Source organism: Paenibacillus sp. FSL R7-269 (assembly GCF_000517865.1).
GTDB lineage: Bacteria > Bacillota > Bacilli > Paenibacillales > Paenibacillaceae > Paenibacillus_AQ.
Genome location: NZ_ASPS01000038.1, coordinates 22663 through 49144 on the forward strand (window position 1 = coordinate 22663; position 26482 = coordinate 49144).

Sequence of the window (26482 nt, forward strand, 5' to 3'; positions counted from 1 at the left end):
CTTTTCCAGCACATTATATAGAAGGTAACAATACAAACCTTGATTTTTGAACACACATGATTTACGATTTAAATGCTTGTACCGTGGTCTTCGAAGAGCTGACAGTCCAAGGGCGGCAAGTCTGGGGGAGTTAACAGGTGGAGAATCTGGAAGGCAGACTGACAAAGCTCGCCCTGAAGGGTGACCAAAGGGCATTTGCCGAGCTTGTGGAACTATATAAAGACAAAATTTATCATTTGGCTTACCGTATGCTGAATAACCGCCATGAGGCGGAGGATGTTGTTCAGGAGACTTTTTTGCGCGTCTACAGAAATCTGGACAGGTATGATGATAAGCAGAAGTTCTCGACATGGATCTACCGGATTGGCACGAACCTCTGCATTGACCGGCTGCGTAAGCGGCGCCCGACCTATTCCCTGGATGCTGAGATGAACGACCAGGAGGGGATTGACGGGTATTCGATGATTCCGAGCGATAATGTGACACCGGAGACGGAACTGCTGCTCTCGGAGACACAGAGACTCATCTATGAAGCCATCGACAGCCTGCCCGTGAAGTACAGGTCGGTGATGATTCTGCGGTATCTGCAGGATTTGTCGCTTCAGGAGATCGGCGATGTGCTGGATATGCCCGTGACGACGATTAAGACCCGGGTGCACCGGGGCCGTGAGTTTTTGCGTAAGAAGTTAGGACCTAAATTGTAAAAATAGATTATTTTTTATGAAACTCCTGCAGGGCAGGGACGTATGTAAGTTAAGCAAGTCTTATGCACTAAATTAGCACGTATGAAAGGATTGGCTCCTATGGAATGCAAACTGGCCGTCTCTATGATGCACGACTACCTGGATGACGACTTGCCCGACCTGCAGCAGAGGGAATTGAAGGAGCATCTTTTATCCTGTACGGAGTGCCGTGCGAGGTTCAAAGAACTGGAACAGACCGATATGCTGATGTTTTCCCTGATGCACCAGGCACCTGTGGCCTCGGAGGATATGGTTAGCCGGATTATGGATTCATTACCGAAACCCAAGAAGGAAAGAGCCTTCATCACCTGGATCAAGAGACATCCGGCCCTGACGGCGGCGTCCATGTTCATTCTTGTGATGCTGATGAGCTCCGTAACCTTTTGGAATCAGGATCGTCAGCTTGTGGTTAGAGGGGCAGACCTCGACCAGGTTGTGATCAAGGGGAATACGGTGATTGTACCCTCCGGCAAAATTATCTCCGGTGATCTGACGGTGGAGAACGGTAAGACTCAAGTCTACGGGGAAGTCAACGGGAACGTAACGGTGATCGACGGTTCGCTGTATCAGGCTTCAACCGCCCATATCTCCGGGCAAGTCAAAAGTATAGACCAAGCAGTAAGCTGGATCTGGTATAAAGTGACGAACATGTTCTCTGAAGTTGCCTACCGATAGCTAAATGTTGGTCGCTTGTAGCAGATAACTCATTTGCGCCTCTTTTTCCGGAAAGATGGCGCTTTTTTGTTGCCTGAAATGACAGGTTCTTCAATTTACCAGCCGCCAAACTTGCAACCGGAGGCGTAACGTTATAACCTAGAATAAGATTCATGCTTAACAGACAATTTACATAAACCCAGCTAATTTGAAATGACGGGGGTTTTCGGCCATGAGCTACTTTACTGACCTTACATGGAAAGAATCCATTAAAGATATAATCGATATTCTAATTGTCAGCTACATTATCTATAAAGTGCTCAATATGGTGCGCGGGACGCGGGCGGTTCAGCTGCTGAAGGGGATTCTGGTGCTGGTCGTGATCTGGGGCGGCAGTACGCTTCTCGACTTATACACGCTGAAATGGCTGATGAACCAGATGTTTACGTTCGGGGTGTTTGCGATCTTTATTATTTTTCAGCCGGAGCTGCGGCGGGGGCTGGAACAGCTGGGCCGGGGCAAGTTCTTCGGGCGGAATGCGGAGAGCGATGAGGAGATCAGCAAATTAATCGGCGAAGTGATTAAAGCCGTGAATTATCTGGCTGCCCGTAAAATCGGGGCATTGATCGTATTCGAACGGGCTACGGGGCTTAATGAATATACGGAGTCAGGGATTGCCATGCGCTCTGAGGTCAGCTCGGAGCTGCTGATTAATATCTTCATTCCCAACACGCCGCTGCATGACGGGGCGCTGATTATGCAGGGAAGCCAGATCGCGGCGGCCGCCTGTTACCTGCCGCTCTCGGAGAATCCGTTCATCAGCAAGGAGCTGGGAACCCGGCACCGTGCCGCCATCGGTATCAGCGAGGTAGCAGACTCGGTGTCTGTGGTCGTCTCCGAGGAGACGGGGCAGATCTCACTGGCCATTAATGGACAAATTGTCCGGGATATCAAGGAAGAGTCCCTGATCTCGAAGCTGCACCAAGAGCTGAGCGCAAGCAGCTCGCCCCTGATGGAGAAGAGCTCTGCTTTCTGGAGACGGAGGGGGAATAAAGACAATGGATAAGTGGATGAAGAACAACAACTTCAACAAGATCCTTGCCCTGGCTCTAGGGATTATTCTGTGGACCATTGTGCATGTGGATACTGCACCAACGTACCAGACTACGGTTAATAACGAATCGAAGACGATTGAGAATGTCAAAGTGGAGATTGAAGGCTTCGACAGTGAGAAGTATGTACTGACCAAGGATGTGGATAGCGTAAGGATGGAGGTGATGGGCAAAAAGTCTGATCTGACCTATAAGTTCTCCGATGCTTATCGGGTATGGCTGGACTTGAAGGATGTGAAGCCCGGCGATAATACGCTTCCGCTGATGTATTCGACTCCGAGCGGTGTAACCCTGGAAGCTATGGTCCCGAATCAGGTGAATGTGCATATCGAGCCGCGGACGACGAAGTCTTTTCCCGTCTCGCTGAATATAACGGGAGAGCCGGCAGCAGGTTATGAAGTGGGCAGTCCTGTGATTGACCCGGAATCCGTGGAGGTTACCCTTCCGGCAAGTGATCTTGGGCGGGTAGCGAAGGTACAGGGAAAGGTGGAGCTGGAGGGGCAGAATGAGACTTTCAGCGAGAAGAAGTTGAAGCTCTTCGCTCTGGACAGTAAGGGGAATGAGCTGGAGGATGCGGTAATTGAACCCTCTACAGTAGCTGTGGAAGTACCTGTTACCCTCCCGTCCAAAACCTTGCCGCTGGACATCAGCTTCACCGGCAGTCTGCCCGCTTCACTCGTGCTGTCCAGGGTAACGCCTGAACAGGATATGGTAACAGTGTACGGCAGTGCAGAGACCCTTAAGACCTTATCCTCATATGAGGCAGTACTGGATTTGAGCGCTATCAAGAATGCGGGTACAGAGCAGATGAAGCTGGAGCTTAAGCCGCCGGAGGGCACCGGCAAGATTGAGCCTGCGGCAATGACTGTAGCGGTCTCTGCGGCGGAGATTACCCAGCGGACCCTCTCTGCTATCCCCATCAAGCTGGAGGGCGTCAGCAGCGGGCTGACAGCCCGTATCCTAGAACCTGGAAGCGCCGCTATGGATCTGACCCTATCAGGGGCGCCAACTTTGCTGGACCAGCTCGACCAGGATAGTATCAGCGTGGTTGCAGATGTCGGGGGGCTTACGGCTGGTGTCTACGATGTTACGCTGCAGGTGTCGCTCCCCCGGTTCATTAGCCTGCAGAATGCTGCCTCGCAGCTTGTTGCGAAGGTGGAGCTGGTGGCGCCTGCTGCTCCGGCCGCGACTGCCGCGCCGGACAGCAGCCCGGCCTCGTCGTCGCCTACACCGGAGCCCAGCGCTGAGCCTGCATCCGTGGACGAGACGCTCGTAGAGCCAACCCCGGAGCATACCACCGAGATTATAGAGGAGACGCCGATGCCGACACATATTCCGCCGGAGACTGCTGAACCAACGCCGCCCGCAAGCGGCAATAATACCGACAGTACGGGAGGAACGTAACTTTCCGGGCATGTAAGAGTCTATTTATATGCACCTGACATACACGAATTATCGAATCATTCATACTATAATTTATTAAGCTGAAGCAGCGTATTCTAAAGGAGAAAAAAAGATGGGTAAGTATTTCGGAACAGATGGCGTACGCGGGGTGGCTAACCGTGAATTAACAGCAGAAATGGCCTACAGTATTGGACGCTGCGGGGGATATGTGCTGGCAGGAAATGTGGAAAAGCCTAAAGTGGTCATCGGGATGGATACACGGATCTCCGGTCCGCTGCTGGAATCGGCACTGATTGCCGGCTTGTTGTCCATTGGGGCAGATGTGATCCGTCTGGGTGTAGTCTCTACACCTGCTGTAGCTTATATCACTAGACTGCTGAAGGCAGATGCCGGAGTGATGATCTCTGCTTCGCATAATCCGGTGGAGGATAACGGAATCAAGTTCTTCGGCGGAGACGGCTTCAAGCTGACAGACGAAACAGAGCTGCGCATCGAAGAGCTGATGGATGCCGAGCACGATGAACTGCCGCGTCCAGTAGGATCGGGTCTGGGTACGCTGCGGGTGGATGATCAAGCGAAATACCTCTATCTGGAGTACCTGAAGACCACCATCGACCAGAGCTTCAAGGGCACGAAGGTGGTGCTGGACTGCGCACACGGCGCAGCCTATGAGCTGGCACCGCGATTGTTCAAGGAACTGGGCGCGGAAGTGATTGCCATTGGGGCAGAGCCGGACGGGCTTAATATCAATGACGGCTTCGGCTCCACACACCCGGAGACTTTGCGTGCAGAGGTGCTGCGCCATGGTGCGGATCTGGGGCTTGCTTTTGACGGGGATGCGGACCGCCTGATTGCTATCGATGAGAACGGCGACGAGGTGGACGGCGACTTCATTCTCTGCATTTGCGGGGATGCGATGAACCGTGCAGGGAAGCTGAAGGACGGCACTATTGTATCTACAGTCATGAGTAACATCGGGTTCTATAAGGCGACAGAGAAGCTGTCGCTGAATACAGCGAAGACTGCGGTCGGTGACCGTTATGTCATGGAAGAGATGCGCCGCGGCGGCTATAATCTGGGCGGAGAGCAATCCGGCCATGTAATTTTCCTGGACTATAATACTACGGGTGACGGAATTCTGACTGCGATTCAACTGGTGAATACCATGAAGTCCTCCGGCAAAAAGCTAAGCACACTGAAGTCCATGATGACTAAATATCCGCAGGTACTGGTCAATGTGCGTGTGCAGGACAAAACCAATTATCCGAACAATCCGGCCATTGAGGCCGCGATCATAGAAGTGGAAAGCAAGCTGGGCGACAACGGGCGTGTCCTGGTGCGTCCTTCGGGAACCGAGCCGCTGATCCGTGTAATGGCCGAAGGGCCGGATAAGGCGGAGCTGGATCTTTTTGTAGGGCAGATTGTTGAAGTGGTTCAGCGCGAGCTGGTGTAATCACTCACTGAAGTAGCAGGAACGGTAGCCGGTGGATGGATCAATCCGATTCGTTCACCGGCTGAATTATTAATGAGGTCATGGCTGTTTGGAAAAAGCATGAAATGGATGAAAAAGGTTTTCTTCGCCACATCGTTGCAAAAACAGTGTGAGGTGCATATAATAGACTAAGTGTCATTCCAGAAGGAAAGCGGGGATCGTAAGGTTATTGCAACACAAGCGCCAGAGCTTGATCATGCGCGGGAGAGAAGGGACGACCGGTGGCTGCGTAGTAGTGCAGGACGGTCTGAACGGATCACGGCAGATGTAAGCTGACGAGGTGGAGGTGTTCGAAATGTTCGGCGGGGACCTCCCGGTGATGCACCAGAGCCGTAAATGGAAGCGGAAAATGCGAGGGCGACCTTGCACACAACGCTTTTGTGGGTGCTAACTTAAAGATGTACAAATCATGGGTATGCGCATTTGCAGGAACGCAGACGGTTCTGCCACGGCAGAGGAGAAGACTGTGCATAATCGTGACTAACGATGCAAGTGACAGGTTATCATGTTGAGTGTAATGGACAACATCATATTTGCTTTTCTTCAAAACATGCCGCACGGCACGTTTCTTTCCTCATGCGCGCCTAATTACGATAAATTGGACGGAGGAAAATATAATGTGTGGTATTGTAGGATATATTGGTAATCAGAATTCGCAGGGGATCTTGGTTGAGGGCTTGAAGAAGCTGGAATATCGCGGGTACGATTCCGCCGGTATTGCTGTGTTCACGAAGGATGGTCTGCAGGTTGTAAAAGCACAGGGACGTATGGCGAATCTGGAATCCCGTCTGGATGCAACTCCACTGACAGGAAGTGCTGGCATCGGCCACACCCGCTGGGCAACACACGGCAAGCCGTCCGATGAGAACTCTCATCCGCACACGGATAATACTCACAAATTCTCGGTTGTCCATAACGGGATTGTTGAGAATTACCTTGATCTTAAGGAAGAGCTGATTGCCGGAGGATGCCACTTCACCTCGGAAACAGATACAGAAGTCATCTCCCATCTGATTGCCCGTGAGTATAAGGGAGATATTGTTAAGGCTGTACAGCAGGCGATTTCTTACATGCGCGGAGCGTTTGCTCTGGGTGTACTGACTGAATATGAACCGGATAAGCTGGTCGCTGTACGTCAAGCCAGCCCGCTGATTATCGGTCTTGGAGAAGGCGAGAACTTTATCGGGTCGGATATTCCTGCACTGCTGGAATACACCCGCAATGTATATATTCTGAACGACGGCGAAATGGCTGTATTGACACGGGATGCTGTCGAACTGATGACGATTGAAGGCAACTTTATTTCTCGGGAAATGATTACTGTCGATTGGGATGCCGTTACCGCAGAAAAGGGCGGTTATGAGCACTTCATGCTGAAAGAAATCCATGAGCAGCCTAAGGCATACCGCGATACCATGCGCGGACGGATGAATGCGGAAGGCAACAAAGTCATTCTGCCTGAGCTTAACCTGACAGAAGAACAAATCAAGAACATCCGCAATATCCAAGTGGTAGCTTGCGGTACTGCATATAATGCCGGTCTGGTTGGACGTAACCTGATTGAGTCCCTGGTACGCATTCCTGTAGAGAATGATATCGCCTCTGAATACCGTTACCGTTCGCCAATCGTAACTCCGGAGACACTGGTTATCGTAGTGAGCCAATCGGGTGAAACTGCAGATACTCTGGCTGCTCTTCGTGAAGGTCAAGCAAACGGAGCCCATGTGCTGGCGATCACCAACGTAGTAGGCAGCTCTATTGCCCGAGAAGCAGACAGTGTACTGGTTACGTTGGCTGGTCCAGAGATCGCTGTAGCCTCGACCAAGGCGTACACTTCCCAGCTGATCGCCTTCACTTTGCTAGGTCTGTATCTGGCTGAAGTACGCGGCACACAGTCTGAGGCTGAGGTTACCAAGATTCTGGCCGCTATGCAGTCTCTGCCGGAGCAAGTAGAAGTGATTCTTGGTCAAAAAGACGCAATCAAAGCCTACGCTGAGCAAATCGCTGAGCACAAGCACCTGTTCTTCATCGGCCGCGGCGTAGATTACGCTGTAGCTCAAGAAGGCTCGCTGAAGCTCAAGGAAATCTCCTACATTCACTCCGAAGCCTATGCTGCGGGTGAACTAAAGCATGGTACCTTGGCACTGATTGAAGAAGGCGTTCCTGTCATCGCTCTGGCGACTCAGGAATCCGTGCTGGAGAAGACCGTCAGCAACATCAAAGAAGTAAAAGCCCGTGGCGCCCATGTCATGGCCATCACCCACGAAGAGCACAAAGACGACCTGCTCCGCTCCGTTGACCAGGTATTCGTAATCCCTCAGACTTTGCCGCTGCTGACCGCTGCACTGTCTGTAGTTACCCTGCAGTTGCTTGCTTACTATGCGTCTCTGGCCCTGGGTCATGATGTGGATAAGCCAAGAAACCTGGCGAAGAGTGTTACTGTGGAGTAGGGTTTGGGGAATTGGATATATTTTTGTCCAGTGAAATAAAACAGTGGAACCAGTAATAAAACAATGGAACCAATGACAAAAGTGTGGAACCAGTGATAAAACTGTGGAACCGCTATGTAATGATATTACATCTAGGAGTAGCCTGAAGAAATATTCAGGCTACTCTCTTTTTTAGAAGGTGAATCAAGAATTTCAAGAGTGGTGGTGAAAAGATGAGTGATATTGGCTATAGAATTAAATCTATCCGAAAAGAAATGAATTTAAACCAATCTCAGTTTGCAAGGAATATAGGGATTTCTCAAGGGAATTTAAGCGAAATAGAAATGGGAAATAGCAATCCTTCAGCTGAAACATTAATAGCGATTAAGGTTAAATATAATGTTAATTTAAACTGGTTGTTAACTGGTTTGGATATGGAAAATGGAGTTATATACGAAGATCAGGATGTAAAAAAATTGGTTAAGGGTTATAGAGAACTCAATGAATACGATAGGAATGAAATTTTTGAGATAATAGAACTGAAGAAAAGATTAAGATCGAATTCCTGATACATATGCCTACCAGTTACTAGTGCCCAATAGACAACCTTGATTTTTTTATTCCCGTAGTTCCCCCCAATATCTTGCTGTCCTGATGCCTCAATCTTAAGATAGACGTACTGTTTGAAAAATAATGTGCTCCCTACTGTAGGGAGAAAATAAAGTTCAAGACAGAGAAAATAAAACATCAGACCGACAATTCCTTCATTAAGCTAACGGGCAGGATAGTGACAATTATATCTCGAAATATATGGTTAGATTATAATGCAGTTTCTCCTAAAGACGAAGAAGGTAACATTTAATTCATTCTATTATGAAGTGAGGGAAATAATGAGCTACATTTTGTGCGTTGATTGTATTAGGGATACAAATTTAAAAAGACTATTTACCGAATTAGGATTTAAAAGTGTATGCGACATGTGTGGCAGGGCAAGTAGTCATACATTAAGTGTTGAAAACAAACGTTTTCAAACCTTTCTAAAAGCAGTAATCCGCTATCATTATTCAGAGACAAAATATAATAGCCACTGGGGTGGGTATATGCATTGGGTTTCCTTATTTTCAAGAGAAAACCCTATTTTCTGTTTTGTATATAACGGGAAAAATGATAATGATAAATTTTCTTTTGCATTGGAATCAATTGATGGTCATATTGATGATTTTGACAGCGATGTATCACTATACTTTGGTGGCGGACGGATGGATGCTTTTATTTCATCTATAAAAAATGATACCTGCGAAGTAATTATGGAATTAGAATCTGCTATACTTAAAATCAATCCTTATATTGTAGCGACAAGATTAGCTACTCATCTAAAAAAACTAAAGAATTTAAAAATAATAGATAAAACATTAACTGACAAAAAATATTTTCGTGCAAGAATCGGTGTTGAATATATTCTGGCAGATGAATTCTCTACTTTCACTGATAATTATGATGAAATTGCAATTCCATACAAGAATCGATCTATTGCTGCACCATGTCCAGTAATCGCATCAGAAGGTAGACTAAATAGACAAAAAACATCTTATATATACCTAGCATCCAATATAGATACAGCTATTGCTGAAGTTAAGCCTAACAAAAAGCATTATATTTCGATTGGTGAATTTGAAATCACAAAAGAGCTGGACAGGCTCCGTATTGCAGATTTTCACACTTTGGATTTTTATGATTTTACGGAAAGTGATAATGCTATTGATGAGTATGTTATTTTAAAATCAATACAAGAAAGACTATCTTTACCTAACCCTGATAAGAATTATGATTTTACACAAGTAATCGCTGATGCTCTTATATTACTTGGATTCGATGGTGTAAAGTTCTCAAGTTCAGTTAATGATGGATTTAATCTGGTTTTGTTTGACACAAATCAAGTTTCATATGTTAGAAATTCTCACAAGGCTGTTGTAATAAATGAAGTGAAATATCAATATCATTATTTAGATACTACATTAGATACAGACAAAAGAATTGAATATTATATTAAGGGTAATAACAATATTCACCTAGACGATTTAATAGAAGAACACTTTGGGATAAAAGAATATAGTCGATTAATTATTTCTAGATAGGATTTTTCATCTGCATATTTTTCGTAATAATACACGAGCGTCTCCATGCGACCGAAGTACCGACAAAGCGAAGGCATATTTGTAAATCGGTGGATTAAACTAACGGGACACGTTAGTTCAATACATTTATTCATTCAATTACCTTGGAGGTTACCATGATAACTAATGAAGCGATGTCTACACTATTGCTTAAAACCAAACCTTCAGGGGCTAGTAATAATGATGAATACGCCCATTTTGTTGAATGGGATGGCTGTATTTTAATTAGTTGTTTTGCAAGAGATTTACCGAGTAGTTTCGATAAAACAACTTACTCAGACCGTACAGACTGCGAGACATCGATAAACCACTTGCACTTGGAGAACCTCTCTATAGCATTAGAATTAATTGACGTATGGGAAAAGACACTCCGTCGTAACTTCGCAGGGGAAGAATTTAATATTGTAGTTACTTGTGAACCTGATGGTAAAGAAGCTGTTGCTCGTTTTTATCAGCTAAGGCCGGAGGAAGTTACCTGGTTGAATGAAGAAAATGATCTCGAGAATTATAAGCATGAAGCAATACTTCTTCTAAAGGTGCATTAACCTAAAGGGAAACGAGAGCACCACGACTTGATGGCAACGTCACTTTGGGGAGAGATATGCGTTGGTTCGATTTTATTTTAAGACAACCCAAGAATCAGAAAGTTTCTGTTTGGAAATAGTCTGCTACATGATTGAGGAGTTTGGTATCTCGGAGGAAGGGGCTGTCGACAGGATAAATGATATGTGGGAAGGAGTCAACTGGAATGATGATATCGAATCCGAGAATTATGATTTAAGATATCATGAGCATCCGAAAGACTGGGCGTGTATTATTTATTTTGGACATGAGTCACAATGGTGGAGAAAAGAGAAACCTGAATTAACTCCACGACCATATAAAAAGTAGCGCTGACGGGGAACACTAGTTTAATACAGCAGGCGATTAAAACCTCTCTTTAGAAGCAAACTAGATTTAATAGTTTCTAAAGGGAGGTTTTGTTATGAACTTAAATGAGTTGTGGAGTTTGTATGAGGCTGACAAACGCATTAAAGATTCAGTCCAAAAACATTAAAAGCATACGCTTTACAGCACAAGATGTTAGTGCTGGAGCTAGGCAATCTCGATGTCACAGAGGTGACGTTAACCACACTGAAGGAATACTTGGCAAAACAAGCAGTTCGTTTGAAGCCAAACAGTCTTGGCCATCGAATTCGTTTTGTTCGTTCACTTTTTCGCTATGCTTATGAAGAGACTTATCGGACTTCAAACCCTTCTCTAAAATTGAGAGAACCCAAATTAGATAAGCGCATTCCTAAGTTTTTGATTGAGGAAGACGTCATACACTTAAAAATCTCATGTCAGTCACTCAGGGAAAGAGCACTGCTCGAGTTTCTCTACAGCACCGGCTGCCGGATTGGGGAGGTAGAAAAGATTAATGCCGAAGATATAAACTGGGAGAACTGCTCAGCAATCGTTAATGGCAAGGGGTCGAAGCAAAGAGAAATTTATTTTACGACAGAGTGCAAAGTATGGTTAAAAAGTACTTGTCCAGCCGTGCGGATTCCTGCAAAGCCTTATTTGTTACCGATACGCATCCAACCAAACGAATGGCTATCCCTACGATTAGGTAGGCAATAAAACGGCTTGCAGATCGGGGAGAACTTCAAGTGAACGTGTATCCGCATCGCTTTCGACATACTTATGCTTGCCAGCTCCTTGATAATGGTGCTCCATTAGATTTCATTCAAGGAATGCTCGGTCATGAGAAGGCATCGACCACTCAAATCTACGCACAACTCCGAGGCGAACGTCGGAGGGAACTTTATCGACGTTACTTTTAGTTTGTAATGGCGACGGATCAGCTTTAGAATCCGTCGCCATTCAACTAAAGGGCAGTTTAACGCAACTTTAGCCGGGGGAAAGACTCTGCGGCATCTAATTCCTTATATTGCACGCATATTAGGCTGGCTGTTCGTGCTGCTGCTATAAAGAACCCTAGGACTATCTGGATTTTATAGGCTCCCCAATGGGGCCATTTTCGTTTATTATTTTTTAGTGCTCCATTTGGAACGATATCAACAGCGGTATCAGTGACTGTTAAACTCGCATACATTTCGATTCTAATTTGTAATAAAAGAAAGGAAAATGATAATGCTGGTCGTGATATCATAATCACAATGTACAACCACCTTAAAATGAGGAGGATCCGTTGTGTCAAATAGAATGTCTCTCCATGCCATAGCAAAAGAGATTGAAAAGGAATACTTCAACAAGTCGGAATCTGGCGAAGTTTTGCTTTCTTACAAGACTGTCGAAAGGAGATTCAAACAATTTATCAAATCATTCAATATAGATATCACCTTTCTTAAAGATGAAAAAAACGCGATTTATTTGAGCGAAACTGAATCCGTGTTTGTTAAAGGGATCCTGACAGAATCGATTGATAAGAATGGATTTTTTTACAAGCTCCTTTATACCGATGAAATAACGGATCTCAACCCAGCGACCTTTGAGGATCTTTCCGGCTTTATGAATAATATGTACCAGCATATGACCGGTAAGATCAGCGATACAGATCGAGATTCTTATATGGTTGATTTGAACCGCAATTTGAGTTATTCCGCCCTATTAGAATGCCATCAGATGCATGCGTTAATTGATGCGCTTTACGCTAACACTAACCCTATGCTTTATTCGCAAAAGGTATATCTTCTGTCAGAATTCAGAAAAAAACTAGAAAAAGATTTCGCCCACTCAATCGTAACAATTACCCTACAAACTACCGAATTAGCCGAATACATAAAAGACTATAAGATAGTTACTGGGGAAAAACACATGGATTATGGTGACGAACTTGAAAGTGACACCGCGAAAGAATATAGACAACGGGATCGAGACGTCCTTATGTTCCTTGAACAGAACCCGCTAATTAAGGAGCATATTGAAACCAAATTAAACATGACTATTGAAGAGATTCTTCAATAACGTGAAGTGGACAAAACTCATCCTGAGTTGTCCAAGGTTTTCCCCTCTAACCATGATAGAATTAAGCCATACGAAAGAGGAAATTAAAGTGGAGGGGAAACCAATGCCAATGAAAGAAATGTTAAACCAGCTAAAGGATGCGACCGGAACCGAATTTGAGACCATATTCAGCGAAATCATGAAGAAAATTTACAACGATCGGTTCCAAAAAACTCAGACACGTGGGAATAAAGGGGATTTGAAAGCGGACGCGGTCCATCTGGATAATAAAACGATCTACGCTGTACATGCCCCTGAAAACTTCAACGTCACCAAAGTCTTAAACAAATTGAAGTCTGATTATGAAGGTTTCATCGAACTCAAAGAAGCGGGTACCTGGCCAGCAATCACTCAATGGATGTTTGTGTTGAAATCTGATCGGAAGGGTATCCCTTCTGATATCATGGACCTTATCACCACATTGGATGGCGAACATGGAATTTCAACCGGTATCTGGGGGATGAAGGACATCGAAGGATTTGCTCTAGCCTGGGCGCCACCGGAAATTCCCGGTGAAACGATAGAGCAGCTAAGAAGTTCTGTTCTTCAGCTGCAGCGTCAAGGAAAAGCAATCATTTCAGATTTTGAACAGAACCGTGGCCGGCTCTTTGATCTTGTGGAATGGCATCTGGAGACGCAAGAGGACCGCGGAAATGCCTGTGCGAATGCAGCGGCCTTGATTCAGGACATCTACAGCATTTTTGTGCAGTACCCTGGCACCTTCGAGGATATGGGCTTGAAGAAATCCGTAAAAAAGCTGGCTAACTTAGAGCCGGAAACGGGAATCTCAATTGTCACCATCGATGAAGCCTATGACAGCTTGTGCAAAAAGAACCTTAAAGAGGAATATATCCTGCTCAAGCATTGCAGCAAAATTATGAAGCGGCTGGGAGAAAAAATCGCTTGATTTTATCCAAACAAGCAGGCTAAGCCCTTCATAGAGGCTTAGCCTGCTTGTTTTTATGCGAAAGGACGCATCATATATTTCTCAGCGAAATTAATCTCAACTGGAGCAGCGGATGAAGAGGTTCACAAGTTCTGGATTGAACACGCGATCCGCAGCAGCAGAATCGGCAATATTTCTACGAATGGACCGGAAAGGCGTGTGTTATCAACCACTGGCCCCACCGTGGAAATAAGGAAATGCTGATCGATACGTTTGTCCCAAGACTATGTCTGAAGGAGAGCTTCGATCAAATTTTTCTCGGCAACTAAAGACGTTATAGGTGTAGTTGACGGCAATGAAACTAAGCTTTCGGCATAGGTCTTGAAAGCTTTACTGTAGGCTAACAGGAATTATGCATGGGGGGATGTGATGAGAGCAGAATTATGACGCTTGATACCGGCCATTACCATCCGAACGAAGTCGTTTCTTCCAAGCTTGCATCCATCTTTGAGTTCTCGGATCATATATTATTGCTTGTTTCCCGTTCAATCCGATGGGATTCCTACCACGTTGTAAGCTTGGATGACGAAACCAAGGTGATTATGGACATTTGAATAAGTTAGATTCTACTAACATCCATCGCTGCCGACTTCTTTGATGCATCTATCAACCGGATTACGGCTTGGGTTACCGGCTTGAGAAATACTTGAAAAGCAATCCTCGCGTATAAAAAAGAATTTAAAGCGGGACACTTCTCTCTCGTTTGGGATTACTAATGCGCTACAGAAATTGCGGGTGTTGGTTTAAGCTGGTTAGATGAAGTCAAAGCATATGAAGAAGCTGTTATACTGAAAAGACATTGATGGTAACGGATTAGGCTTTTACTGATATAAAGCAGTTTATGGGGTTCCGCCAACATTTAAAGTGAAAAACGCTAAGTCTCCCGATGCATTCGGCTTAGTGTTTTTTTAATTTTAAGCCGATAAAATTCGAATATAAGGTTGGGAAACCAAACTTCTCTAAACCGGAGAGTAACACAATTACGTATGATAGCTAATTCGAAATATATATTAATGCTAAAAGGATGATAGTACATTTGGAGTTGAAGGTATAATTGTTCTGAATTCTGAGAATGATGCATTCAAACAATTTAAAGGAGGACTCTTTGTCCGAATGAACTACTCCCAAATCTATGAGCTACACATTCAACTGCTTAAAGGCTATGCTTCGCATAAAAGAAAGGGGGAATCGCCATATCAAAGGGAGATAAATTACTATAGGAACCAATTGCGCTTCGCTGAGGATATAGTGCAAAGAATATTTGTCTTAAATCAATTAGTAAAGATACATGAGAAAGAGCGAGAGAATATGATTAGGTGGTGTTCAGAAACATACTTTCCACCAACAGAAATTCAAAAAGACTCACATAATGGGGCTAGTGGTTAGCCTATCATATGTGGGTCTTTTTTTGTTATTAATTATTTTAAATTATTTGAATTTTTATTTTTAGTATAAAATATCTAAAAACAGATAAAAATATTAACAGCTAATAATCGAAGATGTAATTAAAAAGTTTATAGAACAAAAATATCTTTAATAATGAATCCATATCCAAAGGAGAGTAGAGATGATATTTCAAATTACAGAAGAAATGCAGCGAAAAATTCAAAACTGGGATTCATGTAATCCCGTTGATGTTACAGGAGCAAAATTTTCCTACACTTTTATTCCTACGGGGCTAGGATTGGTTATCCAGGTGAAATGCGATATATGTAAACGAACATTAGACTTGACAGCAGATTTTTTGATTTGAATTAAAGCTTCTAGAGAATGGAAGAATCCTCACCCGAGATTGGAATATCAATAAGCAGTTCATCTTTGATTTCATCCTCGACTTCTTTCATTCTTTTCATGATAACTTCAATAACTGAATTAATCATCTGCTTATCTTTGTAACTGATTTCTTTATTTTCTACAAAAAGTGGAATTCCAGAATTAATTAATTTTGGTAAGTCCCATGAAGTTCCTTTTACAAAAGCATAATCTATTTGTGGAAATATTGATAGCTGACCGAATGGATCTCGGAAGTGTGGCTCTGGAAAATTAGTTAATCCTAGTAGGTAGTCACTTGAAACTTCAAAGGTGTTAGCTAATCCAATTATTTGTCTAGGATCGGGATTAGCTTTGCTACGTTCCCAGTTAGAAATTACATGTTTAGTTGTACCTATTTTATTTGCTAGTTCTTCTTGAGTCCACTCTTTTGAATTTCGCATACTTTTAATTCGTTCTCCTAGTACTAACACAAAAATCCCCCTTAACAGTACTTCCTAATTCTAAAATATCATATCAGTTTGAAGATGTCAAAAAATCAACTTTAATCATTGACAAGTTGATTAATAATCGATTATGATCAAAATCAAATATAAATACCTTAATTATTATTATTGTAAATTAATAATTAACTAAATAAGGGGATAATAATTCATGGCCAAAAGACGTCAACGTACCACTGCAGCAACAATTGCAAGGCGGATCAAAGAAGGGAGGGGGCAAGGACATTTTAAGGATTATAAACCTTGGTTAACGATTCATGATTTTCCTTCACTTGGAATTGTGACGAGGGTTCCAGGTTGGAAGAGTGGACGCTTGCATCATTACTTCTCAGAGCATTTCGAGCTTGCACACCATTATCAAATGGAATGGGCCAGAGGTGTTATCGATATAAGGGAACAATATCCATTGCTTTCCGTAGAGAAGACCCTTTTCATTGCGCAAAAATTAGGTATAAAACACCCAATTGATCCAAAAACCAAATATCCTATTGTAATGACTACAGACATGATGTTAACGGTAAGGTCAGAAAATGAAGCTGGGTTTATCGTTCATTCGATCAAACCTTCAAATAAATTAAATCAAAGGGTATTAGAGAAACTTCAAATTGAGAAGTATTACTTTGAAGATTTAGGCATTGAGTGGAGATTGATTACGGAAAAGCAAATCAACTATGACTTAGTCAGAAATGTTGAATGGTTACATTCGTCCAAATCATTGGAAGAGATCTCTTATCTCGACAATGACCTGTTGTACGACCTGGAGCCGGTACTTTATGAATGTATAAGAACTGAAAACAAGCCGTTAGCAAAGATTACTTTAAGCATCGACCAAAAAAAAGATTTGCCGATGGGAACAAGCATGCATGCTGTGCGCTATCTAATTGCTAATCGGTTATGGGAAGTTGATATGAAGCGCCGTATCTTGCCTACACAAAATCGATTAGAAATTCAAATAAACCATTTTGAAAATTGGAGGTTAAATCATGATGTATATTGTTAACAATCTTAGTAGTGAGGCATTAGCATCATATTTTAAGTCTGATGAATGGATGAAAGCATACCAATTAAATCAGTCAGTGATATTTGACGCTACACTAATGGATGTCTGGGTAGTTAATCCGGATACCCCTGAGGAAAGTGGAAGGCCTGTACTGGTGTCACTTGAGACTGGAGGGACTATATGAACCTCTTTATCAACACTTTACTCGATAAGAGAGACGCTGAATTAAAGCTTGTTGATTGTGAAAGAGTATTGTGGCTGGATCAGTTAAAGGATTGTGCTGTAACAATCTCTATTATCCGAGAAAATGCACTCCCGGAATTCAAGCTAATTTCATCATTAGAACAGGAACTGGTGGACGGCACTATGATTAAACGTGAAAGTGACCCGTATGCGAGATTTAAAGTTCCGAATGAAAAGCTGAATTCTAAGGAAATTACAATCAGAGATAATGCATGGAATTGTATCAAAGAAATTGTCGAATTGGAGCCCAATATATACGATCCAAAAGAACGATATCAAATCATTAAGGGAGAAATAGATAAAACAAAAAAAGGGGAGGGAAAAGGGAAGAAATTTTACTATAAGTATTTACGTTATTATTGGGCTGGTGGCAAGATGGTGAATGCTTTACTGCCAAGATTCAGAAAGTGTGGAGGAAGAGGTAAAAAGAAAAATCCAACTCGAAAAATGGGTAGACCTAGGGAAACAAGTATTGCTATAGATCCTAAATTAAAAGGTGTCATAGTCACTGAGGGGACTCGTGAAATATTTGATGCTGTTATTAGAAAAGTCTATCTTAGGAGTAATAGAAGAGACTCTGTCCGCTTTGCGTATATCGAAATGCTAAAAACGTATTATCAGGTCGGTACTATTAAAAAGGGGAATTATGAAATTCCCGTTATACCACCAGAGCATGAGCTACCAAGTATTGCCCAATTCAGATATCACATACGGAAAAATTATACTAAACGGAAACAATTAATTGAGCGTGAAGGAGAAGTTACGTTTAATCGTGATTTTAGACCCCTACTAGGTTCTGAAACAAGAAGAGCAACTGGGCCAGGCCAGATTTTCGAGGTGGATGCAACGGTTGCAGATGTATATTTGGTCAGTTCTGAGGATTCAAATCGAATCATCGGCAGACCTGTTGTCTACATTGTAGTTGATGTTTACACCCATATGACTGTGGGAGTATACGTTGGTTTCGAAGGGCCCTCATGGCTTGGTTTAATGATGGCTATAGAAAATACTGCTGAGGATAAAGTTGAATTTTGCAAGCAATTTGATATTACAATCACAGAAGAAGAATGGCCATGTCAGCATATGCCCGAAATTTTCTTTGCTGATCGAGGAGAAATGGAAAGTAAAAGTGCCGATTCCCTCGCAAATGCACTCGGGATAAAAGTGAAGAATACCCCCCCATATCGTGCGGATTTAAAAGGAATCGTGGAACAACAATTTCGCACGTTAAACCTGACACTGCAACCATGGACTCCAGGCGCTGTGAAAAAGGAGTATCAGAAACGTGGAGGACCTGATTATGTGCTGGATGCAAAGCTTACGCTTAAGGAATTTACAGCAATGATGATTGAAATGATTCTTCACAGAAATAATCACCACTATATGGAGTATTATCCATTGGATAAAGATCAAGCATTGGATAATGTTCGTCCAGTCCCTAGAGACTTGTGGAATTGGGGGGTAGCTCATAATCATTTTTTAAAGGTCATTGATCCTGAGATTGTCCGTTTAAATATATTGCCTGAAGCAATAGTAACAGTAAACCGAGAGGGGATTTATTTTGAAGGCATGTATTACGGTTCAGATGAGATAATTCTCCAGGGAGGGTTTATTAAGGGGAAATCACCAAAAGTGACAATTGCTTATGATAGAAGATGCATGAATCATGTGTACGTGAAGACTGAACAGGGGAAAGGAATGATTAAATGTACTCTATTATCCAAGTCTTCACGCTTTAATAATATGAGCCTTGAAGAAGTTAAATTAGCTAGATATGAAGAAAAGCTGTCAAGAAGTTTGTATAAAACACCAGAACTTAATTCAGAGGTAGCTCTGAGTAAAAAATTACAGACAATAGCAGAAAAAGCAACGGAACGAAGTGAAGAGAACGAGGACAGCAGCCTGACGAAAAGTGAACGTAAATCCAATATTCGGGTAAACAGGGCAGTTGAAAGAGATAACCTGCGAAAGGAGCAGGCCTTCGAGCTGGGAGAAGTAGATCATGATGATGAATCTGAACCGGTTGATAACGTAATTCCAATAGAAGTGTACAAGCCCAAATCTAAATTAGGTATGCTTGAAAAATTGAAAACAGAAGGAGATAAAAATCATGGATAAGAAAAAAACTCAGCTCTCTACCATTTATCAGTTTTCACCAAGTCTTATTGGAAGACAAGAAGAAGCGCATTATTCCGAGCAGCATATTTCAGGGTATAAGGATAATCCATTCATAGAAGCGTTGCCGCCGATCTTTGAAGAAGAAGAGGTGGCCTTACAAATTAGGAAATATCCTGATTACCAGGATGATCAGCGCAAGTTAGGAAAACAAACAAGATTACATTTAGTACAACAAATCTCTGACTATGTTGAGCCATTGCCACAACATTTTCTTGTGGAACAAAGACTCTCAAGGCTAATGCGACATGCTTATAAAGCTCGTAACCCTTTCTTTCCAGAATATATTAGACAGTTCCACATCGGTTTTAAAGATGTACTTGATGGAGGGGTTGATCAGACAGGGAGTAATATTGCCGGTGTAAGATCTACTGCTGCAGCGTTTACGATATTAGGTGTAAGCGGTCAGGGGAAAACGACGTCGATCGAGAGCTCACTATTATTATATCCACAAGTCATTCATCATTCGACGTATAAAGGGCAACCTTTCATACGGAAGCAAATAGTATGGCTGAAACTGAATTGTCCCTTTGATGGTTCCGTGAAGGGCTTGTGTTTTAACTTTTTGCAAGCTGTCGATTCTATTCTGGGTACCGATTACTTTCAGAAGTTCGCAAACAAAACTAAAGGTACTTCTGTCGATATGTTAATTCCAATAATGGCTCATATTGCTTCACTGCACGGTATAGGCGTGTTGGTCATTGATGAAGTCCAGAACCTAAGCTCCATGAAAAGCGGTGGGGCAGAGAGAGTGCTGAATTATTTTACTCAATTAATTAATACTATAGGTGTCCCGGTAGTATTAATGGGAACATTCAAGGCGATGAGCCTACTTTCAACATGTTTTAGCCAAGCTCGTAGAAGCACAGGTCAAGGAGATATGATATTGGACCGTTTGGTTCAAGGCGAAGAATGGAACTTTTTTTTGAAGAGTCTGTGGAAATACCAATGGACGGCTACAAAAACAACGCTTAATTCTAACCTCAGTAATAAGATGTATGAACTTTCACAAGGAATTATTGATATAGCCGTAAAATTGTATATGTTATCCCAGTGGCAGGCTATTGAGGATGGGGACGGTAAAGAAAGAATTACGCTTAGCCTCTTAGAGGCGGTTGCGAAACAACATTTACAGCTTGTCCAGCCTATGCTAAAGCTCTTAAAACGGAATGACCCTGATATCTTAACGAAAATAGATGATTTGTACCCTAAGTGGGATATATTTGATGAATATTTAAAAAAGTCTGCTGAAAAAGTAAATGTGCAAGGTAAGATCAGAACGAAGGCGTTACGGGATGAAAAAATAGAGCGAGATGAAGAGAAATACATTGAACTCATTCAAACAGCTATTGATTTCGGAGTATCTTCAGATATAGCTCAGGAACTCTCGAATAAGATTCTTCAGTCGAATGAAGCAGATAAAGATATTGCAACACTACGTAAACAGCTTGTCATTGAAATTACAAGTGATGCTGTAACTGAAGAGTCAGATAACATATATGTTGCTGAAAATGGGGATCAAAGTAGACAAAAGGGTGCGAAAAAACAAAAGCAAGTACTTGATGAAGATGACCTTAGAAATGCAGTAGTAGGTAATGAGAAGGATACTGAGGCTATGTGCGAAAAACTATTGGATATTGGCAGTATACCAAGGGAAGATGAACTGTTAAAACTTATTATCTAATCAAATATTGAGTACTAAGAATATATAAAAAGGGGAACTCTAGCAATAGGATATCTGAGAGGATGATTCTATTGCTAGCTTATTTTCCGACTCTTTATGAAGATGAATTACTATATAGCGGTATTGCAAGATACCATATGAACTCTGGTAATAAGACTCAAAAACAAACCATTGAGGATCTTTTTGGTGGTGTATGGGTTTGTGCATCTGCAGATTTTCCAAGTCATATAGGTGTTTTAGTCTCGAAAATAGATGATTTATATTCTTCTGAACAACTGATAAGAGACCATACGTTGTTTCCTTATTACACGCATTTTATGAGTAAGAGCAGGATTAAGCAGGTTGAAATGTTAATGAAGGGTATTACTGATCAAGGAGCTATTTATGCTAACTTAGGTTTAGCGGCCACAAAAATAAAAACTCCGAAATATCTTAGGTTCTGCCGGGAATGTTTTAAAGCTGAATCTGAGATATGCGAACCCTACTGGCATAGGTCTCACCAATTACCAGGTGTCAGTATTTGTCCGTTGCATAAGCAACCTCTTATCTTAAGTGATGTTGAGTGTAGCACGGAAAACCACAAATTTGAGTTTGTGGCTCTGTCGAAGATCAAAGAAGAACATTTTGTAGAAGTTGAGATAGATAATAACTGGATTGAGCATCTTATTTATCTTGCCGAGCAATCTTCATTTCTGTTGTTATCTTCATGTTTAAGAATAAATGATCGCTCAGAGTACAAAAGTTTATTGTATGAACAAGGATATTTAACACCCAAAGGGAGGGTGAAGTTCGAGCGACTAATTAATAATTTTCGGTTGTTTTATAGCGACGAGTTGCTAAGGTATCTAAATTGCGAAGTGACGGGAGTTTGCGAAACCTGGTTGCACAAGATTATTAGAACACCTGAAGAAATCGTACATCCGTTAAGGCATTTATTGATTATGAAATTCTTTGGAGACAATACCAACCGGGAAGAAAAACGTAGTTATTCACCGTTCGGTGATGCGCCGTGGCCGTGTTTAAATAAGGCTGTAGGACATTATCTGCTTAATGTCATTGAAGAATGCGCAATATCACGATGCAGTAAAACGGGGCGACCGGTTGGAACTTTTCAGTGCTCATGTGGATTTGTATATTCACGTACCGGTCCAGATCAATCTTATGAGGATAAATACCGGATTGGGAGGATAAAGGAATTCGGGCATGAATGGTATGAAAAGTTGAAGGAAGTTAATGCAACAGACAGTTCGCTTCGTAAGAAAGCAAAGATTTTAGGAGTTGACCCTGGAACTATTAAAAAACAGACAACAATGTTATTAAGTGGTGATCTGAAAGTTTCTTATAAAAAAGAACGAACGTTAGTGAAAAAGAGTAAGCCCATCATAACGACGAAGAATTCATTCGATAAAAAGCAAATATCAAGGGTAAATTGGAGTGAAAGAGACATATTAATGTTTGAGGTGGTTCGGAGAGCGGTTGAGGAAATAGAAGGCATGTCGGAACCTCATAGAATCACATTAGCATCAATAGCCAGAACTTCCGCAGCAAAAAACTTTTCATTATTCCTAAATAATATAAATAATCTCCCAAAGACTAAAAACTTTACCCAAAGTAAATTGGATACAACAGAATCTTATCAAATTCGACGAATGCTTTGGGCTGCCGATATATTATTTGAGCTGGAAGGCAGCCTAGCAGAATGGAAACTATTAAAACTAGCGGGGCTGAATTTTCCTTTAAAAAGTCGAGTTGAAGATATGTTCAATTATTTAACAAGACCATATAATATTTAATTTTCATCTCAGAAAGGGATAAAATTATGCTTACTCATTTTCCATATTTGTATTCAGATGAAGATTTTAGATCTATTGTGTATAGATATCATGTGTTATCAAGAAATAAAGATCTAAGAGAGACCAATATTGACCTTTTTAATAGAAGCACTTATGAGAATAATTTATTTCCCCGTAACCTAAATCATCTAATGGAACAATTACCATCCAAAAGTATTTCTGTGGAGAAATTTCTATATAATCACACCTATTTTTTCTGGGCCAAGCCATTTATTCCGGCACACCGATTGGATACCCTCATGAATGAAATGATGTTTGGTAAAGCCGAATCAAATATCGTTAGTATGTTAGGTAAAGGGAGTGCTAAACTTTTAACTGATACCTATCGTTATTGCCCCATTTGCATTACAAATGATTATAATCTATACGGAGAAACATACCTCCACAGAAAGCATCAATTCTCTTTTTTGACATGTTGTCCTGAACACTATACTGAATTAATTACTTGCTGCCCGAATTGTAAAGCAAATTTTAAAAAAAATCTTTTCTCCCCTCAATGTAAATGTGGATTTGATTTTTCTGAAATGGATATAACAGTGCTTGATTCAGATAGTCTTAACTCAGAGCGGGAAGTGCTGAATAATCTCGAACAGTTGATTGAAAACTCAAATGATCTACAACTTGAACAAATTCAAATGAAATTTCGAAACATCATAGGACTAAAGGGATATCTAAAATATTCTGGTAATGTAGAGCAAAAAAAACTCATTGAAGACTTCAATAAATATCTTATAGCCAATAGCTTCAATAAGTTTCTACCTATAGATGTAGATGATCAATTGAACATAACAACTACTATCCTTACTGGAAACCGAGTGAAAAGTATTTTGTTTTACATTTTATTCATTATGTTCTTGTCTGGTTCAGTAGAGAAATTTCTTAAGGATAATTCGGCATTTACCGTACCTATTCCATTTGGAAATGGTCCATGGCTTTGTCATAACTCAGTTTGCCAAGGTTTTAATCTAGAAGTTATTCGGAAATGTGTTCGAGTAGATCGACAAGGGAAATTCATCTCTGGGTTGTTTGGGTGCCCCTTATGTGGATTCAGTTTTGTGAAAAGATGGAGAAACACGAATCAAGAAAATGATGGGAACTATGTAGTCCTGACCATGGGGCCTTTGTGGTATGCCCTCTTAACGGAACTACATGAAACGGGATTAAGTAATACTCAAATTGCAAAGAGGTTAAACACTACTGCAACACAAGTGAAAAGAGGCTTACTATCAAAAAATAGCACTTCAGGATTGGACAAAAGAATACTTCAACCGCTTAATCAATTATGGAGTTCGTTGGGCAGTGATAAGGAAGTTGCTTCCACTTTAGAGTCAACAAATAATTTTAATGAAAATCGTGTTAGGATTCTTAAAATACTAAAAGAGAATGAGGGTATTTCAAGAACGGAAATGAGTAAAAAGTATAGCTATTTATATAATAAAATGAAAATTGAAGATAATGAATGGTTAGAGAGTGTATTACCTCCAAGCAAAAAAAATAGGACCCGACTTGATTGGGGACGTATTGATGATCAATATTGTAAAGATGTAACTTTAGCAGCTGAAAAAGTATATAAGCAAGATCCACCAGAACAGATTAAAAAGTATACGATATTATCTTATGCTCCTAGGACAATTACCAAGCATTTAGAACAGGTATGTGAAAAACTTCCTAAAACAATTAAATTATTAGAAAGTAAAGTTGAAACAGATGAACATTATCTGATAAGGCATCTTCCTGTGATTATTAGTCAGATGACAAGATACAGTAAGCGGATAGATTCTCTTGATGATATAAAAACATTTAGCCCAATGTATAGGAGGAGTACAAAAGAGCTAGATGATAAGATAAAACTCCAGCTAAATGAGCTTTCATAATTATTGTGAACGACAGCAGTAAGTCAATAGAAGATACTTCCAAAGCATCAAGTAACCCTGCCAAAAGAAGTTAGAGAGAGACTGGAACTAGATATTGAAGGGAAAGTCATGTTTGTTGAGACTGATAATGGCATTCTCATTAAACGACTTGATCAAAAGCTCTTTGAAGCAATTATCAAACAAGATTAACAGAGAACTACATCATAACTGCCTGGTTAAACAATCTCAATGCCAAAGAATGAGCATAGCGGAATATAACCGCAGTGCTCATTCTTTTATTTTTAGCTTGAAAATAGAAGGTTGCAAGGGGCGTTGTCTGTAATTATTATTGGCTCGTCAAGTGAAAGAAAAAGCACAAGAATTGGAAGTGTATAGATTTTCAAAAGGGAGCAGTTATTTCTGCTATATTCGAATTGTTTCTTGATGTTTGTGGTGGTTATTTGCTGGCAGGTTTTTTATAGCATGAAGAAACTCTCAAAAGTAATATCTGGTAATAATGCTAAATCAAATGAGTAAAGGGATGAACAGCGGAATATAGCCATTTTACCCTTATTCTAAATTCGATTATTTATAAACAATTACGTTAAAGAGAATAGAATCTCAGAAATTTTAAAAAGGGAAATAGACATAACGACTGCCATTTTTCATCAAAATTTGATTGTATCATTAATAGTAAAAATACAAAATACTTACCAAAGTTCAATTAAAGTTAACTCCCTGATAAATGCGAAGAAATTAAATAGATAAAATAGGCAAGTGGACAGTTGCGTTACAAGTGTAATATTATCTTCCGAAATAATTTATTCTATTCCATTCCATAAACACTTAAAAAATAAAGGGGTTATTTAGAAAAAAGTCGAAATTAATAGATATAAGAAGTAGAGTAGAGTTCAACGTATTTTCTTCCAGGGGGAATAAATAACGTGTTTTATGTTATAGAAATTAAGCTTGGTTTTCTTTGATTCTGCCTAGTAGATTTTAATCGATTTATAAGAAGGTGCTTGAGTTTTGTACAGTTGTCTGAAGTGTAAAGAAACCATAAGTATTAAATACAGATACGATGAGAACCAGGAGAGTTATTCTGCGTATGTACCCTCTTTATGTTCTAAATGCAAGGAAATTATGACAAAATCAATAGCTATAAGAGAGATTTTTTCGGATAAAGCTAAAGTTTATTTTGCAATAATAAAGATAGTGCTAACTGTTACTCTTATTGCAATAATTGCAGGGTTCCCCTTTTTCACTAGCGTTAAAATGGGGGAGACTTTTTACACAGGCTTTATTTTACTTTATTTAGGATTAATATCAATAGCTAGCAGTATTGCTCTAACCTGAATCCGTGAAATAACCAAAGCCGGAGCACCCCCTCCTCTTGAATTGTAGCGATTCGTGTGACAAGCAAAGAGGAGAGTGGATT

The 26482-nt window shown here is 41.3% G+C and carries 23 protein-coding genes and 1 pseudogene; 23 read left to right on the forward strand and 1 reads right to left on the reverse strand.

Going from position 1 to position 26482, the window contains the following annotated elements:
* The first annotated feature begins 137 nt into the window (after window positions 1-137).
* The 16 genes and pseudogenes from sigW (at window position 138) to C162_RS18340 (ending at window position 15716) form a co-directional block, all read left to right on the forward strand.
* A complete protein-coding gene (gene sigW, locus C162_RS18265) occupies window positions 138-704 on the forward strand; it encodes an RNA polymerase sigma factor SigW (protein WP_036696241.1) in 567 nt (188 codons plus the stop codon).
* A gap of 99 nt (window positions 705-803) precedes the next feature.
* On the forward strand, window positions 804-1418 hold the full coding sequence (locus tag C162_RS18270) for an anti-sigma factor family protein (RefSeq protein WP_036696243.1): 615 nt from the start codon (window positions 804-806) through the stop codon (window positions 1416-1418).
* A 211-nt stretch (window positions 1419-1629) separates the two neighbouring features.
* Window positions 1630-2463, forward strand: coding sequence for a diadenylate cyclase CdaA (gene cdaA, locus C162_RS18275; protein WP_036696245.1), 834 nt, complete (start codon window positions 1630-1632; stop codon window positions 2461-2463).
* On the forward strand, window positions 2456-3913 hold the full coding sequence (locus C162_RS18280; RefSeq protein ID WP_051493664.1) for a CdaR family protein: 1458 nt from the start codon (window positions 2456-2458) through the stop codon (window positions 3911-3913). The genes cdaA and C162_RS18280 overlap by 8 nt, the downstream gene beginning before the upstream one ends.
* 112 nt (window positions 3914-4025) lie before the next feature.
* Window positions 4026-5366, forward strand: coding sequence for a phosphoglucosamine mutase (gene glmM / locus C162_RS18285; RefSeq protein WP_036696247.1), 1341 nt, complete (start codon window positions 4026-4028; stop codon window positions 5364-5366).
* 656 nt (window positions 5367-6022) lie between these two features.
* Window positions 6023-7855, forward strand: a complete 1833-nt coding sequence (gene glmS / locus C162_RS18290) for a glutamine--fructose-6-phosphate transaminase (isomerizing) (protein ID WP_036696248.1) — start codon at window positions 6023-6025, stop codon at window positions 7853-7855.
* Between the two features lie 212 nt (window positions 7856-8067).
* Window positions 8068-8403, forward strand: a complete 336-nt coding sequence (locus tag C162_RS18295) for a helix-turn-helix domain-containing protein (RefSeq protein WP_036696250.1) — start codon at window positions 8068-8070, stop codon at window positions 8401-8403.
* Between the two features lie 321 nt (window positions 8404-8724).
* Window positions 8725-9969, forward strand: a complete 1245-nt coding sequence (locus C162_RS18300; RefSeq protein ID WP_162174474.1) for an RES family NAD+ phosphorylase — start codon at window positions 8725-8727, stop codon at window positions 9967-9969.
* Window positions 9970-10124: 155 nt separating this feature from the next.
* Window positions 10125-10553 (forward strand): hypothetical protein, encoded by a 429-nt coding sequence (locus C162_RS18305; protein ID WP_036696254.1) that lies wholly within the window; start codon window positions 10125-10127, stop codon window positions 10551-10553.
* A 127-nt stretch (window positions 10554-10680) separates the two neighbouring features.
* Window positions 10681-10899, forward strand: a complete 219-nt coding sequence (locus tag C162_RS18310; protein WP_156949650.1) for a hypothetical protein — start codon at window positions 10681-10683, stop codon at window positions 10897-10899.
* Between the two features lie 255 nt (window positions 10900-11154).
* Complete coding sequence (locus tag C162_RS37465) at window positions 11155-11631, forward strand: tyrosine-type recombinase/integrase (RefSeq protein ID WP_327196386.1); 477 nt, start codon at window positions 11155-11157, stop codon at window positions 11629-11631.
* Between the two features lie 35 nt (window positions 11632-11666).
* A complete protein-coding gene (locus C162_RS37470) occupies window positions 11667-11834 on the forward strand; it encodes a tyrosine-type recombinase/integrase (RefSeq protein WP_327196387.1) in 168 nt (55 codons plus the stop codon).
* Window positions 11835-12204: 370 nt separating this feature from the next.
* Window positions 12205-12978, forward strand: coding sequence for a hypothetical protein (locus tag C162_RS18320; RefSeq protein ID WP_156949651.1), 774 nt, complete (start codon window positions 12205-12207; stop codon window positions 12976-12978).
* 103 nt (window positions 12979-13081) lie between these two features.
* Window positions 13082-13924 (forward strand): hypothetical protein, encoded by an 843-nt coding sequence (locus C162_RS18325; protein ID WP_036696257.1) that lies wholly within the window; start codon window positions 13082-13084, stop codon window positions 13922-13924.
* A 179-nt stretch (window positions 13925-14103) separates the two neighbouring features.
* A pseudogene (locus C162_RS37630) lies at window positions 14104-14613 on the forward strand (L-rhamnose isomerase); the annotation flags it as partial.
* A gap of 917 nt (window positions 14614-15530) precedes the next feature.
* Window positions 15531-15716: a hypothetical protein gene (locus tag C162_RS18340; protein WP_036696259.1), complete on the forward strand. Its 186-nt coding sequence runs from the start codon at window positions 15531-15533 to the stop codon at window positions 15714-15716.
* A gap of 10 nt (window positions 15717-15726) precedes the next feature.
* Here the strand turns inward: C162_RS18340 and C162_RS34455 are convergent, their stop codons facing one another.
* Complete coding sequence (locus tag C162_RS34455) at window positions 15727-16206, reverse strand: helix-turn-helix domain-containing protein (RefSeq protein WP_156949652.1); 480 nt, start codon at window positions 16204-16206, stop codon at window positions 15727-15729.
* A 181-nt stretch (window positions 16207-16387) separates the two neighbouring features.
* Between C162_RS34455 and C162_RS18350 the strand changes: the two genes are divergently transcribed.
* The 7 genes from C162_RS18350 to C162_RS37635 all read left to right on the forward strand — a co-directional run bounded on the left by C162_RS18350 (window position 16388) and on the right by C162_RS37635 (window position 25254).
* On the forward strand, window positions 16388-17236 hold the full coding sequence (locus C162_RS18350; RefSeq protein ID WP_051493671.1) for a heteromeric transposase endonuclease subunit TnsA: 849 nt from the start codon (window positions 16388-16390) through the stop codon (window positions 17234-17236).
* On the forward strand, window positions 17220-17420 hold the full coding sequence (locus tag C162_RS18355; protein WP_036696261.1) for a hypothetical protein: 201 nt from the start codon (window positions 17220-17222) through the stop codon (window positions 17418-17420). Before C162_RS18350 ends, C162_RS18355 begins: the two co-directional genes overlap by 17 nt.
* Window positions 17417-19597 carry a Mu transposase C-terminal domain-containing protein gene (locus C162_RS18360; protein WP_036696262.1) on the forward strand — a complete coding sequence of 727 codons (2181 nt, stop codon included), beginning with the start codon at window positions 17417-17419 and terminating at the stop codon, window positions 19595-19597. Before C162_RS18355 ends, C162_RS18360 begins: the two co-directional genes overlap by 4 nt.
* Window positions 19590-21338, forward strand: coding sequence for an ATP-binding protein (locus C162_RS18365; RefSeq protein WP_051493674.1), 1749 nt, complete (start codon window positions 19590-19592; stop codon window positions 21336-21338). Before C162_RS18360 ends, C162_RS18365 begins: the two co-directional genes overlap by 8 nt.
* A 62-nt stretch (window positions 21339-21400) precedes the next feature.
* Window positions 21401-23131 carry a TnsD family Tn7-like transposition protein gene (locus tag C162_RS18370; protein ID WP_036696265.1) on the forward strand — a complete coding sequence of 577 codons (1731 nt, stop codon included), beginning with the start codon at window positions 21401-21403 and terminating at the stop codon, window positions 23129-23131.
* Between the two features lie 26 nt (window positions 23132-23157).
* Window positions 23158-25065, forward strand: a complete 1908-nt coding sequence (locus tag C162_RS18375) for a TnsD family Tn7-like transposition protein (RefSeq protein ID WP_084648969.1) — start codon at window positions 23158-23160, stop codon at window positions 25063-25065.
* A 33-nt stretch (window positions 25066-25098) separates the two neighbouring features.
* Window positions 25099-25254 carry an AbrB/MazE/SpoVT family DNA-binding domain-containing protein gene (locus C162_RS37635; RefSeq protein WP_156949655.1) on the forward strand — a complete coding sequence of 52 codons (156 nt, stop codon included), beginning with the start codon at window positions 25099-25101 and terminating at the stop codon, window positions 25252-25254.
* The last annotated feature ends 1228 nt before the right edge of the window (window positions 25255-26482 follow it).